This window comes from Pseudarthrobacter sulfonivorans (assembly GCF_001484605.1).
Taxonomy (GTDB): domain Bacteria; phylum Actinomycetota; class Actinomycetes; order Actinomycetales; family Micrococcaceae; genus Arthrobacter; species Arthrobacter sulfonivorans_A.
On record NZ_CP013747.1, the window covers coordinates 4,821,205 to 4,836,121 of the forward strand.

The 14,917-nt window shown below is 65.8% G+C and carries 14 protein-coding genes; 4 read left to right on the forward strand and 10 right to left on the reverse strand.

From position 1 onward, the window contains the following. The first annotated feature begins 1 nt into the window (after window position 1). From AU252_RS21970 to pgl, 4 genes are read left to right on the forward strand one after another with little or no spacing between them, the layout of a single operon-like run. The gene (locus AU252_RS21970) at window positions 2-1,636 is read left to right on the forward strand and encodes a hypothetical protein (protein WP_058932516.1); all 1,635 of its coding nucleotides are present in this window, start codon (window positions 2-4) and stop codon (window positions 1,634-1,636) included. A 15-nt stretch (window positions 1,637-1,651) separates the two neighbouring features. Next, window positions 1,652-3,223 carry a glucose-6-phosphate dehydrogenase gene (gene zwf / locus AU252_RS21975; protein WP_058932517.1) on the forward strand — a complete coding sequence of 524 codons (1,572 nt, stop codon included), beginning with the start codon at window positions 1,652-1,654 and terminating at the stop codon, window positions 3,221-3,223. Further along, a complete protein-coding gene (locus tag AU252_RS21980; protein ID WP_058932518.1) occupies window positions 3,220-4,161 on the forward strand; it encodes a glucose-6-phosphate dehydrogenase assembly protein OpcA in 942 nt (313 codons plus the stop codon). Before zwf ends, AU252_RS21980 begins: the two co-directional genes overlap by 4 nt. Beyond that, window positions 4,151-4,969, forward strand: a complete 819-nt coding sequence (gene pgl / locus AU252_RS21985; RefSeq protein WP_058932519.1) for a 6-phosphogluconolactonase — start codon at window positions 4,151-4,153, stop codon at window positions 4,967-4,969. The genes AU252_RS21980 and pgl overlap by 11 nt, the downstream gene beginning before the upstream one ends. Here pgl and AU252_RS21990 read toward each other — a convergent pair. From AU252_RS21990 to uvrC, 10 genes are all read right to left on the reverse strand, one after another. Beyond that, window positions 4,922-5,317 (reverse strand): RNA polymerase-binding protein RbpA, encoded by a 396-nt coding sequence (locus tag AU252_RS21990; protein WP_056339784.1) that lies wholly within the window; start codon window positions 5,315-5,317, stop codon window positions 4,922-4,924. The two genes, pgl and AU252_RS21990, sit on opposite strands and share 48 nt — an antisense overlap. A 111-nt stretch (window positions 5,318-5,428) precedes the next feature. Next, window positions 5,429-5,686 carry a preprotein translocase subunit SecG gene (gene secG / locus AU252_RS21995; RefSeq protein ID WP_058932520.1) on the reverse strand — a complete coding sequence of 86 codons (258 nt, stop codon included), beginning with the start codon at window positions 5,684-5,686 and terminating at the stop codon, window positions 5,429-5,431. Window positions 5,687-5,737: 51 nt separating this feature from the next. After that, window positions 5,738-6,553, reverse strand: a complete 816-nt coding sequence (gene tpiA, locus AU252_RS22000; protein WP_058932521.1) for a triose-phosphate isomerase — start codon at window positions 6,551-6,553, stop codon at window positions 5,738-5,740. A gap of 87 nt (window positions 6,554-6,640) precedes the next feature. Further along, complete coding sequence (locus AU252_RS22005; RefSeq protein ID WP_058932522.1) at window positions 6,641-7,867, reverse strand: phosphoglycerate kinase; 1,227 nt, start codon at window positions 7,865-7,867, stop codon at window positions 6,641-6,643. A 10-nt stretch (window positions 7,868-7,877) separates the two neighbouring features. After that, window positions 7,878-8,888 carry a type I glyceraldehyde-3-phosphate dehydrogenase gene (gap, locus tag AU252_RS22010; protein WP_058932523.1) on the reverse strand — a complete coding sequence of 337 codons (1,011 nt, stop codon included), beginning with the start codon at window positions 8,886-8,888 and terminating at the stop codon, window positions 7,878-7,880. Between the two features lie 264 nt (window positions 8,889-9,152). After that, window positions 9,153-9,779, reverse strand: coding sequence for a superoxide dismutase (locus AU252_RS22015; RefSeq protein WP_056339769.1), 627 nt, complete (start codon window positions 9,777-9,779; stop codon window positions 9,153-9,155). Between the two features lie 111 nt (window positions 9,780-9,890). Beyond that, window positions 9,891-10,871: a DNA-binding protein WhiA gene (gene whiA, locus AU252_RS22020; RefSeq protein ID WP_056339766.1), complete on the reverse strand. Its 981-nt coding sequence runs from the start codon at window positions 10,869-10,871 to the stop codon at window positions 9,891-9,893. A 9-nt stretch (window positions 10,872-10,880) separates the two neighbouring features. After that, window positions 10,881-11,900: a gluconeogenesis factor YvcK family protein gene (locus tag AU252_RS22025; protein ID WP_058932524.1), complete on the reverse strand. Its 1,020-nt coding sequence runs from the start codon at window positions 11,898-11,900 to the stop codon at window positions 10,881-10,883. Further along, window positions 11,900-12,823, reverse strand: coding sequence for an RNase adapter RapZ (gene rapZ / locus AU252_RS22030; RefSeq protein WP_058932525.1), 924 nt, complete (start codon window positions 12,821-12,823; stop codon window positions 11,900-11,902). The genes AU252_RS22025 and rapZ overlap by 1 nt, the downstream gene beginning before the upstream one ends. 72 nt (window positions 12,824-12,895) lie before the next feature. After that, a complete protein-coding gene (uvrC, locus tag AU252_RS22035) occupies window positions 12,896-14,902 on the reverse strand; it encodes an excinuclease ABC subunit UvrC (RefSeq protein WP_058932526.1) in 2,007 nt (668 codons plus the stop codon). Between the last annotated feature and the right edge of the window lie 15 nt (window positions 14,903-14,917).

A 14,917-nucleotide genomic window follows, 5' to 3' on the forward strand; every position in this document is an offset into this window, starting at 1 on the left:
TATGAGCACTCTCAGCTACGACGCCACCGGTGCCGCGCAGCAGGCACTCGAGCAGCACCTGCCCGCCCTTGTGGCGGACCGCATCGCCACCCGGATCTTCGCCAAGGACCACACCCTGTGGGGTCCCGACGCCGAGGCCGAGTCCGCTGTCCGCCTCGGTTGGGTGGAGGCGGCCACCGTCTCACAGGCCCTCGTGGCCGGCATCCTCGAGCTCCGTGATGCCCTCAAGGCTGACGGCGTGACCCGCATCGTGCTTTGCGGCATGGGCGGATCTTCGCTGGCTCCCGAGGTCATCGCCGGCACCGCTGGCGTCGAGCTGACAGTGCTGGACAGCACCGACCCCGACCAGGTCCGTGCTGCCCTCGCAGACCGGCTGGCCGAAACCGCGATTGTGGTTTCGTCCAAGTCCGGTTCAACCCTGGAGACCGACTCCCAGCGCCGGATCTTCGAGCACGCCTTCACCGAGGCCGGCATCGAAGCGAAGAGCCGGATCATCATCGTCACCGATCCCGGTTCCCCGCTGGACAAGGCATCGCGTGAGGCCGGCTACCGCGCCGTCTTCAACGCCGATCCGAACGTGGGCGGCCGCTACTCGGCCCTCACCGCATTCGGGCTGGTCCCCTCGGGCCTCGCCGGTGTGGATATCCAGGCCTTCCTGGATGAGGCCGAGGAAGCCGCCGAGATCCTGAACGAGGACGCCGCCGAGAACATCGGTCTGGCCCTCGGAACAGCCCTGGGCGGAACCAACCCGCTGCGCAACAAGATTGTCATCGCCGAGGACGGCTCAGGCATTGTGGGCTTCGCGGACTGGGCCGAACAGCTCATCGCCGAATCCACCGGCAAGCTCGGTACCGGCGTCCTGCCGGTGGTTGCCGGACCCACGTCGCCGGAGGTCACCTCCGGCGCCGCCGACGTCCTGGTGGTGCGGCTGGTAGCCGCGGATGCCGACGTCGAACTCGGTGACAATGAGGTAGCCATCGCGGGCGGCCTGGCCACCCAGATGATGGTGTGGGAGTTCGCCACTGCCGTGGCCGGACGCCTCCTGGGGATCAACCCGTATGACCAGCCGGACGTGGAGGCAGCCAAGGTTGCCGCCCGCGGCCTGCTTGACGCCCAGCCCAAACCGACCCCTGCCGCCTTCGTGGACGGCGCCATTGAGGTCCGCGGCGGTGACTGGCTCCGTGGGGCAGCCACCGCGGAGGAAGCCGTCGGCGCCCTCCTTGGAACGCTCGACGACGACAGCTACCTCAGCGTCCATGCCTACTTCGACCGGCTGGCCTTCGCAGAGCTGGAAGGCATCCGCGACCCGCTTGCCGGCGTCAGCGGCCGTCCCGTCACGTTCGGCTGGGGCCCGCGGTTCCTGCACTCGACCGGGCAGTTCCACAAGGGCGGACCCGCCATTGGAGTCTTTCTCCAGGTCACGGCCGCTCCTGCGGAAGACCTGGCCATCCCGGACCGTCCGTTCACGTTCGGGGAACTGATTTCCGCCCAGGCCGCGGGCGACGCCCAGGTCCTGGCCGGCCACGGCCGCCCCGTCCTGCGACTGCACCTGACCGACCGCGCCGCCGGAGTTGCACAGCTGCAGGAGATCATTGCAGCACTCGCAGCCCGGTCAGCTTCCGTCACCGAAAACTAAGGCTCAACAGCAAACATGCCAGAAACTGAAAACGGCAGGAATTCCACGACGCGTTCCGGACGATCAGGGCGTAATCCGCTTCGGGATCCGCGTGACCGCCGCCTGAACCGGATTGCCGGTCCGTCCTCGTTGGTGCTCTTCGGAGTGACCGGTGACCTTGCCCGTAAGAAGCTCATGCCGGCCGTGTATGACCTCGCGAACCGGGGCCTGCTGCCGCCGAGTTTCGCGCTGGTCGGCTTTGGCCGCCGGCCGTGGTCGGACGCGGAGTTCGCCGCCGAGGTGAAGGCCTCGGTGAAGGCGTACTCGCGGACGCCGTTTGATGAGGCGGTGTGGAACCAGCTCGCAGAGGGTATCCGTTTTGTCCAGGGCGAGTTCGACGACGATGATTCGTTTGAGCGGTTGGGTGACACGATCGCTGAGCTCGATGAGCAGCGCGGGACGCGGGGGAATCATGCGTTCTACCTTTCGATTCCGCCGAAGGCGTTTGAGCAGGTCTGCCGGCAGCTCTCCAAGCACGGGCTGGCGCAGGCTGATGGGGAGAAGTGGCGGCGGGTGGTGATCGAGAAGCCGTTCGGGCATGACCTGGAGTCGGCGCGGGCGCTGAACGACATTGTGGAGTCGGTGTTCCCGCCGGATGCGGTGTTCCGGATCGATCATTACCTGGGGAAGGAGACGGTGCAGAACATCCTGGCGTTGCGTTTCGCGAACCAGTTGTTCGAGCCGTTGTGGAACGCGAATTATGTGGACCACGTCCAGATCACGATGGCCGAGGATATCGGCACGGGCGGGCGGGCCGGGTATTACGACGGTGTGGGTGCGGCCCGGGACGTGATCCAGAACCACCTGCTGCAGTTGCTGGCTTTGACTGCGATGGAGGAGCCGATTTCCTTCAACGCCGATGACCTGCGGGCGGAGAAGGAAAAGGTCCTCGCCGCGGTCAAGCTTCCCGATGACCTGTCCACCCACTCGGCGCGCGGGCAGTTCGCGGGCGGCTGGCAGGGCGGGGAACAGGTCCAGGGCTACCTGGAAGAAGAGGGCATCCCGGCCGACTCCTCCACGGAGACGTTCGCCGCGATCCGGGTGGACATCCATACCCGCCGCTGGGCCGGCGTGCCGTTCTACCTGCGTGCGGGCAAGCGCCTGGGCCGCCGCGTGACCGAAATCGCGGTGGTGTTCAAGCGCGCCCCGAACCTGCTCTTCCGTGACCATGGCGAGGATGACTTCGGCCAGAACGCCGTGGTGATCCGGGTCCAGCCCGACGAGGGTGCGACCATCCGGTTCGGGTCCAAGGTCCCGGGCACGCAGATGGAAGTCCGCGACGTGACCATGGACTTCGGCTACGGGCACTCCTTTACCGAGTCCAGCCCCGAAGCCTACGAGCGGCTCATCCTCGATGTGCTCCTCGGCGAGCCGCCGCTGTTCCCCCGGCACGCCGAGGTGGAGCTGTCCTGGAAGATCCTGGACCCCTTTGAAGACTACTGGGCCGGGCTGAAAGAGCAGCCGGAGCCTTACGCCCCGGGGTCCTGGGGCCCTGCCTCGGCCGATGAGCTGCTGGCCCGCGACGGACGAACCTGGAGAAGGCCATGATTGTAGACCTGCCGGACACCACCACCTCGAAGATCTCCAAGAAGATCACCTCCCTGCGTGAGCAGGGCGGCGTGATCGCGCTGGGCCGGGTCCTGACACTCGTGGTCGTCACCCGCTCCGGGCTCGAGGAAGAAGCGATCGAGGCCGCGAACGAGGCCAGCCGCGAACACCCCTGCCGGATCATCGTCCTCGCCGACGCCGGCCAGAGCGCACCGGACCGGCTCGACGCGCAGATCCGGGTCGGCGGTGACGCCGGCGCGTCCGAGGTCATCGTGCTCCGCGGCTACGGCGAGCTCGCCCACGAAAGCGAATCCCTGGTCGCGGCCCTGCTCCTGCCGGACGCCCCGATCGTGGCCTGGTGGCCGCACGGGGCACCGGAGAACGCCTGCGAAACCTCCGTGGGCCGGATCGCGCACCGCCGGATCACCGACTCCGCCAACGAGTCCGACCCCCAGGCGGCCCTGGAGAACATCCGGGCCACGTACAAGGCCGGGGACACCGACCTCGCCTGGACCCGGCTGACGAACTGGCGGATCCAGCTCGCGGCAGTCCTGGACCAGGTGGACTCCTCGCCCGTCACCGCCGTGGCCGTCGAAGGCGCCTCCGACTCCCCGTCCACCATCCTGCTCGCAGCATGGCTTACCCTGGCCCTGGACGCGCCCGTGACCATCGTCGCGGACCCCGCCGGGACCGGCATCCGCCGCGTCCGCCTCACCCGCCACACCGGCGACGTGCAGCTCTTCCGCCCCGGACTCTCCGTCGCCGAACTCACCCAGCCCGGCCAGCCCGCCCAACGCATCTCCCTCCCACGCCGCAGCCTCAAAGACTGCCTCGCCGAAGAACTCCGCCGCCTCGACCCCGACGAAGTGTTCGGCGAAGTGATTACTATTGGACTGCCACGTACCAATCTAAGGAGCGTCCGACCCAGTGAGCGTTGAGCCAAGAGTTAGCATCCATCCTGATTCGTCCGTCCTGATGGCCGCCATTGCGGCCCGCCTGATCACCAAGCTGGTGGATGTGCAGGACAAGCACGGTGAGGCCACGGTGGTGCTGACCGGCGGCACAGTAGGCATCGGAACGCTGAAGGCTGTTGCCGATTCTCCGGCAGCGCCGGCCGTCGACTGGTCCAAGGTGAACTTTTGGTGGGGTGACGAGCGCTTTGTTGCCGCGGACCATCCCGACCGGAACACCAGGCAGGCGTTTGCTGCACTCCTGTCGAGCATTCCGGTTGATCCTGCAAGGATCAACCAGCCTGCCTCCTCGGATGACTTCGACACGCCCGAAGAAGCCGCCGAGGACTACGCGCGCAGGCTCCGGGAAGCAGCCCAGGTCGAACACGCTGCCGACATGTCCGATGACCGTCCGGACGAACCAGGAGTACTGCCGCGGCTGGATGTTGTGCTGCTGGGCGTTGGCCCGGACGCCCACGTAGCCTCGCTCTTCCCGGAGCAGGGCGGAATCCGGGAGAAGGAGCGGACAGTCGTTGGCGTCCGCAATTCCCCCAAGCCGCCGCCCCAGCGGATCTCGCTCACGCTTCCCGCCATAAACACTGCTGCCGAGGTCTGGATGGTGGTGGCCGGCGAGGACAAGGCCGGCGCGGTGGGCCTGGCTCTGGCGGGCGCCAACCCGGTACAGGTACCGGCGGCCGGCCCGCGGGGAACATCCCGCACGCTGTGGCTTATCGACGAAAACGCAGCGTCACGCGTCCCGCAGCAGCTCGTCCGGAAGGACGCCGCCGGCGCGTAGCTTTTCCAGCGCTCCGGCCAGGACAGCTTCGGCGTCCTGGTCGGAGCGCCGTTCTTTAACGTATTCAAGGTGGCTCTTGAAGCCTTCGTCCAGCGGGTCCGGCAGGTCGGCTTCCTTGCCGTCCCGTGATGCCGGAGCCCCGCAGCGCCGGCAGTCCCAGACTGTGGGAAGCTGCTCATCCGGTAACCGCAGGAAAACAAGCTGGGTCTCATGCCCCTTGGCGCACCAAAAGGAAACCCTGATACGGGGCACCCTCTCGCCCGAGGCCGCTTCTGACTGGTTCTTGGGACCGGCTCCTTCTGTGACACCCACCCGGGTGCCGCGGAACGCTGACGCACTATGTACCATCGGGACTCCTGGCTGCTTAAACAAAAAACTGTGGCTGTTGGAAGCCAACAGCCACAGTTTAGTTCGGAGATCCCCATCGCGGCAGTGCCGGGCGACGATCAGTTGCAGGAGTTATGAGTCCCCTGCGCCGCTGAAGCGCATGACCAGGCCAAGGGCGATGATCACGACGCCCCAGGTAACGCCCAGAATCACCGTGAACCTGTTCAGGTTCCGCTCGGCCACGCCGGAGGAGCTGAGGCCGGAACTCATACCGCCGCCGAACATGTCCGACAGCCCGCCACCCCGGCCCTTGTGGAGGAGGATAAGCAGGGTCAGCAGAAGGCTGGTGATGCCCAGGAGAATCTGCAGAATGACATGAAGAACGTCCACGACGGCCTTTCAGAAGATTGGAATTGCGGGAGCCTGGAGCTTCGTGACGGACTAGTCCGTCACGAGGTGACTCTCGAACCTGACAATATTAGCAAACTCCGCGGGATCGAGGCTTGCCCCGCCGACCAACACGCCGTCGACGTCGCGTTCCTTCAGGATCGCGGCGACATTATTGGCCTTGACCGAGCCGCCGTAGAGCAGACGGATCTTCGCCGCAACGTCATCGCCCAAGAGCGTGGCCAGTTCCGCGCGGATGGCGGCGCACATTTCCTGGGCGTCCTCCGGCCCGGCCACTTCACCGGTGCCGATGGCCCAAACGGGCTCGTAGGCCACCACAAGCTCTGCCGCCTGCTCGGCCGTCAAACCGGCGACGTTCGCCCGGAGCTGTGTCAGCGTGTGCTCGACATGCGTGCCGGCCTGTCGGATTTCCAGGCCTTCCCCCACGCAAAGGACCGGAGTGACACTGTGCTTGAACGCTGCCTTGACCTTGGCGTTGAGCACTTCGTCGGATTCCTGGTGGATGGTGCGGCGTTCACTGTGCCCCACCAGGACGTAGCGGCAGCCCAGCTTGTTCAGGAACTGGCCGGAGGTGTCGCCCGTGTAGGCGCCCGAGTCGAACTGGGAGAGGTCCTGGCCGCCGTAGGCTATGTCCAGTTCATCGCCCTGGACGAGGGTCTGCACGCCGCGGAGGTCGGTGAATGGCGGGAAGACGGCCACCTCAACCCGGCTGTAGTCGTGCTTGGCGTCGGACAGGGTCCAGGCCAGTTTTTGCAGGAGGGTGATGCCCTGGACATGGTCCATGTTCATCTTCCAGTTGCCTGCAATGAGAGGCGTGCGGTCAAAAGCGCCGTTCGTTGACGTAGTCACGTGTTCTCCAAAAGTACTTGATATGTATGCGGCCGGCAGGGTGCCCGCGGGTACCCTGCCGGCCGGAGGACTTGGCAGTCCAGGTTCCTAACGGTCCAGGACGCTGAGTCCCGGGAGTTCCTTGCCTTCGAGATATTCCAGGCTGGCGCCGCCGCCGGTGGAAATGTGCCCGAACTGGTCGTCAGCGAAACCGAGCGTCCGCACCGCGGCAGCGGAGTCGCCGCCGCCGACCACGGTGAACGCGTCGACCTCAGTCAGGGCCTGGGCCACGGCGCGGGTTCCGCCGGAGAATGCTTCGAACTCAAAGACGCCCATGGGCCCGTTCCAGAACACCGTTTTGGCGCCCTTGATGCGGTCCGCAAAAGCGGCTGCAGAGTCCGGCCCAATGTCCAGGCCGATGCCCTGGGCACCGAAGCTGCTGCCCTCGATGCCGTCCGCGGGGACAGTCTCGTAGTCGGCGTCGGCCGCAAACTTACCGGCCACCACAACGTCGGTCGGCACGATGAACTCGGTGCCGGCACCGGCAGCGCGCTTCAGGTAGTCCTGAACAACCGGGATCTGGTCTTCTTCCAGGAGGCTGCCGGCCACGCTGTGGCCTTCTGCTGCCAGGAACGTGAAGAGCATGCCGCCGCCCACGAGGATGGTGTCTGCCTTGCCGATGAGGTTGTCGATGACAGCCAGCTTGTCGGAGACCTTGGAGCCGCCGAGCACCACCACGTAGGGCCGCTGCGTGTCAGCTGTCAGCTTCCGCAGGACCTCCACCTCAGTGTGCACAAGGTCGCCCTGGTAGGACGGGAGCCGGGTGGCGACGTCGTAGACACTGGCGTGCTTGCGGTGCACGGCACCAAAGGCGTCGTCAACGTAGGCGCCGTTGGCCCCGGTCAGGGCCACCAGTTCGTCCGCGAAGGTGCCGCGTTCGGCGTCGTCCTTGCTGGTCTCCCGGGCGTCGAAGCGCACGTTCTCCAGGACGAGGACTTCGCCGTCCTGAAGCGAGGCGGCGAGTTCCTTAGCGGAGCCGCCCACGGTGTCCTGCGCGAGCGAGACCTTGAAGGCGGCAAGTTCGGCGAGCCGCGCTACGGCAGGCCGGAGGGAGTACTTTTCCTCCGGAGCGCCCTTGGGGCGTCCGAGGTGGGCTGTTACCAGCACGCGGGCACCGGCGTCCGTGAGCTTTCCCAGTACTGGCAGAGACGCCTTGATGCGGCCGTCGTCAGTCACTGTAGAGCCGTCGAGCGGCACATTCAGGTCACTTCTGACAAGAATGTACCGCCCGCGGACACCTTCAGCGATCAGTTCGTTGAGGGTGTGAAATGTCATGTGTCTAACCCTAGCCCAGCTTGGCTGCGACGAGCTCCGTGAGGTCCACGAGGCGGTTGGAGTAGCCCCATTCGTTGTCATACCAGGAAACAACCTTGACCTGGTTGCCGATGACCTTGGTCAGGCCGGAGTCGAAGATCGACGACGCCGGGTCCCCGACGATGTCCGAGGACACGATCGGTGCGTCCGTGTAGGTCAGGATGCCCTGGAACTCGTCGGACTCCGAAGCCTTCTTCAACGCCGCGTTGACTTCCTCGACGGTGGTCTCGCGGGAGACCGTGACGGTGAGGTCTGTGGCCGAGCCGGTGGGGACGGGCACGCGGATGGCGAACCCGTCCAGCTTGCCCTTGAGCTCGGGCAGGACCAGGCCGATCGCCTTGGCCGCACCCGTGGAGGTGGGAACCATGTTGATGGCGGCGGCACGGGCACGGCGGAGGTCGTTGTGCGGGCCGTCCTGCAGGTTCTGGTCAGCCGTGTAGGCGTGGATGGTGGTCATCAGGCCACGCTCGATGCCGAAGGTGTCGTTGAGGACCTTGGCCAGCGGGCCCAGGCAGTTGGTGGTGCAGGACGCGTTGGAAATGATGTTGTGCGCCGCGTTGTCGTACAGGCCCTCGTTGACGCCCATCACGATGGTGATGTCCTCGTCGGAGGCAGGTGCGGAGATCAGGACCTTCTTGGCGCCTGCGTCGATGTGCTTCTGCGCGGCAGCGGCCTTGGTGAAGAAGCCGGTGGACTCGATGACGATGTCAACGCCCAGCTCGCCCCAGGGCAGGTTGGCGGGATCGCGTTCGGCGAGAACCTTGATGACGTTGCCGTCGACAACAATGTTGCCGTCCTTGACCTCAACGGTTTCCTTCAGGCGGCCGCCGACGGAGTCGTACTTAAGCAGGTGGGCCAGTGCCTCAGGGCTGGTGAGGTCGTTGACGGCAACGATCTCCAGGTCCGCGCCCTGTGCGAGGGCTGCGCGGAAGTAGTTGCGGCCGATGCGGCCGAAGCCGTTGATACCAATACGGGTCGTCACTTGTTTAGTCTCCTTGGTGCTTGATTAAGCACAAACTAGTTGAGCGGGCATTGAAGCCAACTAACAGATCCCGCACGCCATTGGGCAGAGATGATTAATAGATCGGAGGGCGACCAGCCACATTGCTGAAGGCAGACCGCCTTCCGTGATCCATCTTACGTTTAAGTAGGTCCGCCCCCGCAAGTGCGGGGGCGGACCTTCCACATTCCGGCCGAAATCACGCCGAAATGTGAAGTTTGTTACACGCTCATGTACTGCGGGTCACTACGGCAGGGTGATGAGGCCCGTGGCGTTGGTGCGTGCAGCATCGAAGCGCTTGGCGACATCGGCCCAGTTGACGATGTTCCAGAAGGCCTTGACGTAGTCAGCCTTGACGTTGACGTAGTCCAGGTAGAAGGCGTGCTCCCACATGTCCAGCATCAGCAGCGGCGTGGTGCCGAGAGCCACGTTGCCCTGCTGGTCGTAGAGCTGCTCGATGACCAGGTTGCCACCGATCGGCTCGTAGGCCAGGAAGCCCCAGCCCGATCCCTGCAGGCCAAGGGCAGCTGCGGAGAACTGTGCGCGGAAGGCGTCGAAGGAACCGAAGGCGTCGTCGATGGCAGCTGCCAGCTCGCCCTCAGGCTTGTCGCCGCCGTCCGGTGACAGGTTGTTCCAGAACACCGAGTGGTTGATGTGGCCGCCGGTGTGGAACGCGAGGTCCTTGGAAAGGCGGTTGATGTTGGCGAAATCGCCCTTGTCGCGCGCCTCTGCCAGCTGGGCAAGGGCGTTGTTGGCACCTGCAACGTAGGCAGCGTGGTGCTTGCTGTGGTGCAGCTCCATGATGCGCGCCGAAATGTGCGGCTCAAGCGCCGCGTAGTCGTAGCTGAGTTCTGGCAGTACGTACTCGGTCACAAAATCCTCCAATGTCGTGGACGGTCTGTCCGGGTTGTAACTCTCGGATTGTGCATCCGGATGACTGGCATCCGGAAGATCAGGGTGAACGCTCTGATTCTAGGGGCGCCGCTACTCGTCCAGCATCTCAGGCGTCACATTGGCATCAGTGCCAGGGATCCCCAAATCTATGGCCCGCTTATCCGCCATGGCCAGGAGCCGGCGGATACGGCCGGCGATGGCGTCCTTGGTCATTACCGGATCTGCCAGGCGCCCCAGCTCGTCCAGGCTCGCCTGTTTGTGGGCCACCCGGAGTTCGCCGGCGTATTTGAGGTGGTCCGGGACGTCGTCGCCCAGGATCTCCAGTGCCCGGTCCACCCTGGCTCCGGCGGCCACGGCCGCCTGGGCGGAGCGCCGCAGGTTGGCGTCGTCAAAGTTGGCCAGCCGGTTGGCCGTGGCCCTGACTTCCTTGCGCATCCGGCGCTCTTCCCAGACCATCAGGGCATCGTGGGCGCCCATGCGGATGAGCAGGGCGGCGATGGTGTCGCCGTCGCGGATCACCACCCGGTCCACTCCCCTGACTTCGCGGGCTTTGGCCTGGATGCCAAGACGGCGGGCGGCACCAACGAGGGCAAGCGCGGACTCGGGGCCCGGGCAGGTGACCTCCAGCGATGACGAACGGCCCGGTTCCGTGAGGGACCCGTGGGCCAGGAACGCACCACGCCACACGGCCTCGGCGTCAGCAGCCGAGCCGTTGACCACGGCCGAGGGAAGCCCCCGCACCGGCCGGCCGCGGCCGTCCAGGAGGCCTGTCTGCCGGGCCAGGGACTCGCCGTCGCGGACTACCCGCACCACGTACCGGCTGCCGCGGCGCAGTCCCCCGCCGGAGACAACGATGATCTCGCTCTGGTGGCCGTAAACCTCGGCGATGGCTGCCCGGAGCCTGCGCGCCGTCGATGCGAGGTCAACCTCGGCTTCGATCACGATCCTGCCCGAGATGATGTGCAGGCCGCCGGCGAAGCGCAGCATTGCCGAGACCTCTGCCTTGCGGACTGAGGATTTCTTGATGTCCAGACGGGACAGTTCTTCCTTGACCGATGATGTCAGTGCCATGGCACCTTCCTAACTGTTCCCAAAAATGTCGTGGTACGCCGCTGCCAGACGCAGGGGGTCATGGACGGGTCGGCGGCCCGACGCCCCCACTTTACCCAAGACAACCTCGGCGCCGATCATCCCGGCGGCTTTCTCGAACTCCTGCCGGTCCGGCACCGACGCGGGATCCGCCAGGACAACATCGACGCTGAAGTCCGGCGCATACCGGCGCAGTGCGTACAGGTGGTCCGCCGCCGACATGCCCGTGGTCTCCTTGGTGTCCGTGGCCAGGTTCATGGTGAGGCAGCGTTTTGCGGCTGTGGCACTCAGGGCGGCACGCATTTCCGGGAGCAGCAGGTGCGGCAGCACGGACGTGTACCAGGACCCCGGCCCCAGGATGACCCAGTCAGCCAGTTCGATGGCTGTCAGGGCTTCAACGCAGGCCGGTGCCTGTTCGGGCAGGAGCCGGACGTGTTCCAGCGAGCCGGCAACGGCGCACCTCGCCTGCCCGCGGATTGTCTGGAGCGCGAACGTGCCGTCAGGTGCAGTGACGCGGATGTCACCTTCAATGGTCAGCGGAACGGTGGACATGGGCAGGACCTGTCCACGGGCACCGAGCAGGGCGCCGGCCCACTTCAGGCCGGCCACGGTGTCGCCCAGCAGTTCCCAAAGGGTGACGATGAGCAGGTTGCCCATCGCATGCTCGTCCAGCGATCCACCGCTGCCCTGGCCGGGCCGGAAACGGTGCTGCATCACGTCGCGCCAGGTGCGTCCCCAGTCCGTGTCATCGCACAAGGCGGAGAGCGCCATGCGCAGGTCTCCGGGCGGCAGGACGCCGTACTCGTCGCGCAGACGCCCGGAAGACCCGCCGTCGTCCGCCACAGTGACAATGGCGGTCAGCTCGGAGGTCAGCAGCCGCAGCGCCGAGAGCGAAGCGGACAGGCCGTGCCCGCCGCCGAGCGCCACGACGTTGGGGCCCTTGTCCTGCTGGCCGGCTGCCGTTCCGCTGGAAACCGGTACGAGCGGGAGGGGCCCGGTGAACATCCCCATTACTCGCGGCCCAGATCCCGATGGGTGGTGGTCACGGTCACGCGCGGATACTGTGCCAGCTTCTTGGAAAGCTCGACGGCGACGGCCACGGACCGGTGCTTGCCGCCGGTACAGCCGACGGCGATGGTGGCGTAGTGCTTGTTTTCGCGCCGGTAACCGTCCAGGACGGGCTCAAGCGCCAGGACATAGCGGTCCACGAAGTTCTTTACACCTTCCGCCTCGAGGACGTAATCGCTGACGTCCTTGTCCAGGCCCGTATGCGGGCGCAGCTGCGGGACCCAGTGCGGATTCGGGATGAACCGGACGTCAGCAACGTAGTTGGAATCCACCGGCAGGCCGTACTTGAAGCCAAAGCTCATGACGTTGAGCCGCAGTGCCACCGGGCCGGTCTCGCTAAAGAGTTCCGTGATGGCGGTAGCCAGGGCGTGGACGTTGTAGGTCGAGGTATCCAGTACGACGTCGGAGCTGTCGCGCAGTTCCTTGAGCACCTCCCGTTCGGCTGCAATGCCGTCGAGGATGCGGCCGCCTTCCTGGAGCGGATGGGGCCTGCGGCCCTGCTCGAACCGGCGGACCAGGACGTCGTCTTTGGCGTCGAGGAAAAGGACCCGGAACTTGACACCACTGGCGGCGAGGGCCCCCAGGGCCGCACGGACGTCGACAAAGAGGCCTTTGCTGCGGACATCCATCACCACGGCCAGCCGCGGAATGGACTGCGGAGCGTGGGAGACAATCTCGGCCAGGGTGCCGAGCATCTGCGGCGGTAGGTTTTCCACGACATACCAGCCATGGTCCTCAAGTGCGTCCGCGGCGGTGCTGCGTCCCGCCCCTGACATACCGGTGACCACCAGCAGTTCCGCTTCGAGGGGCTTGACCGGCGTCAGCCCGTCCTGCTCCGTCCCGGATTCCGCCGTAGAGTCTGCCATTCGTTCCGCCCCGTTTCTGTCCAGATGAAGGCAGGCGCCCGCAATGGCGGAAACCTGCGTTCCTTACCCTACCTAGGTTTCAATGATTTCGCCGGTGGCCATATTCACGGCCGGAAGCGCATCGCCGGCCGTGTCGTCGCCGCTGAAGTGGGCCACGATGGCGTTGGCAAGGGATGGTCCAATGCCTTTGGCCGCCGTGAGCTCGGCCGCGGTGGCGGCTTTCACGCCTTTGACGGATCCGAAATGGGTGAGCAGGGCCTTGCGTTTGGACTCGCCAAGGCCCGGCACTCCGTCCAGCGCCGAGACGGTCATGGCCTTGCCGCGCTTCTGCCGGTGGAAGGTGATGGCGAAGCGGTGGGCTTCGTCACGGATCCGCTGCAGCAGATAGAGTCCCTGGGACGTCCTGGGCAGGATCACGGGGAAGTCGCTGTCCGGCAGCCAGACTTCCTCAAGGCGTTTGGCCAGGCCCACCACGTAGACATCCTCAATGCCAAGGTCCGCCAAGGCCCGGGCTGCGGCGTTCACCTGGGGCTTGCCGCCGTCGACCACCACCAGGTTGGGCGGGTACGCGAATTTTGCCCGCGGGGCGGCCGTAGTGGTGTCCAGGACCGCGGCATCGGCGGCTGCTTCCAAGGCGGCCTGGTGCCCGGGCAGGGCGGACGCCTCGGACTGCGCCGACTTGTCCTGCAGGTAATGCCGGAAGCGCCGGGTCAGGACGTCGTGCATGGCGGCGGTGTCGTCTGCGGCGGCGGCCCCGGTGACGGAGAATTTCCGGTATTCGGACTTCTTGGGCAGCCCGTCCTCGACCACCACCATGGACGCCACGACGTTGGTGCCCTGGACGTGGGAGACGTCGAAGCATTCGATCCGCAGGAGCGCCACGGGCAGGTCCAGGGCTTCCTGCAGCTCCTGCAGTGCCTGGGAGCGCACTGTGAGGTCCCCGGCGCGGCGGGTCTTATGCAGTTTGAGCGCGTGCTCGGCGTTTTCACGGACGGTGGACATCAGCGCAGCCTTGTCGCCGCGCTGCGGCACCCTGACATCCACCTTGGCTCCGCGCAGGCCGCCGAGCCATTCCGTCAGCTCGGCGGCGTTGCTGGGTTCGACGGGCACCAGGACTTCGCGGGGCAGCCTGCCATGGCTGTCGCCGTCGTCGCCGTAGACCTGCTGCAGCAGGTGTTCCACCAGATCCGGGGTGGTGGCGTCCTCCACTTTTTCCACCACCCAGCCGCGCTGGCCACGGATCCGGCCACCCCTGACGTGGAACACCTGGACGGCAGCCTCCAACTCGTCCTCGTGCAGTGCGAAGACATCGGCGTCGGTATCGTCGGCGAGCACCACGGCGTTCCGCTCAAAGACCTTCCGAAGGGCGGCGATGTCATCACGGAGCCTCGCCGCACGCTCGTAGTCGAGGGTGCCAACGGCGTCGGCCATCTGCTTTTCGAGTTTGGTGATGAAACGCTTGGCCTCGCCGCCCATAAACGCGCAGAAGTCCTCCGCCAGGGCCCGGTGTTCCTCGGGAGTCACCCGGCCAACGCAAGGGGCCGAGCATTTATCGATGTAGCCCAGCAGGCACGGCCGGCCGCTCGCCTGGGCCCGTTTGAGGACGCCGGCGCTGCAGCTGCGGACGGGGAAAACCCGCAGCAAGGTGTCCATGGTTTCCCGGATCGCGCCAGCCGTGTACGGGCCGAAGTACCGTGTACCTTTGCGGCGGTCCCCCCGCATGACCTGGACTCTGGGGAGCTTCTCGCTCATGGTGAGGGCCAGGTACGGATAGGTTTTGTCGTCGCGGAAGACCACGTTGAAGCGTGGCTTGTATTCCTTGATCCAGGTGTATTCAAGCTGCAGCGACTCCAGCTCGCTGCCCACCACTGTCCACTCGACACTGCTGGCCGTGTGAACCATTGCGTGGGTTTTGGGCAGCAGGCCCGCCGGGTTCGCAAAGTAGGAGTTCAGGCGCGAGCGAAGGCTTTTGGCCTTGCCGACGTAGATGACCCGGCCGTGGGGATCGCGGAACCGGTACACCCCGGGATTGGTGGGAATTTCACCCGCTTGGGGCCTGTAACTTGCTGGATCTGCCACTACTTCATTCTACTA

Coding starts and splice junctions, on each gene's coding strand:
- AU252_RS21970 (WP_058932516.1), top strand. CDS start 2: ATGAGCACTCTCAGCTACGACGCCACCGGTGCCGCGCAGCAGGCACTC.
- AU252_RS22025 (WP_058932524.1), bottom strand. CDS start 11,900: ATGGGGATGTTCACCGGGCCCCTCCCGCTCGTACCGGTTTCCAGCGGA.
- rapZ (WP_058932525.1), bottom strand. CDS start 12,823: ATGGCAGACTCTACGGCGGAATCCGGGACGGAGCAGGACGGGCTGACG.
- AU252_RS22005 (WP_058932522.1), bottom strand. CDS start 7,867: ATGACATTTCACACCCTCAACGAACTGATCGCTGAAGGTGTCCGCGGG.
- AU252_RS21990 (WP_056339784.1), bottom strand. CDS start 5,317: ATGGTACATAGTGCGTCAGCGTTCCGCGGCACCCGGGTGGGTGTCACA.
- zwf (WP_058932517.1), top strand. CDS start 1,652: ATGCCAGAAACTGAAAACGGCAGGAATTCCACGACGCGTTCCGGACGA.
- whiA (WP_056339766.1), bottom strand. CDS start 10,871: ATGGCACTGACATCATCGGTCAAGGAAGAACTGTCCCGTCTGGACATC.
- AU252_RS21980 (WP_058932518.1), top strand. CDS start 3,220: ATGATTGTAGACCTGCCGGACACCACCACCTCGAAGATCTCCAAGAAG.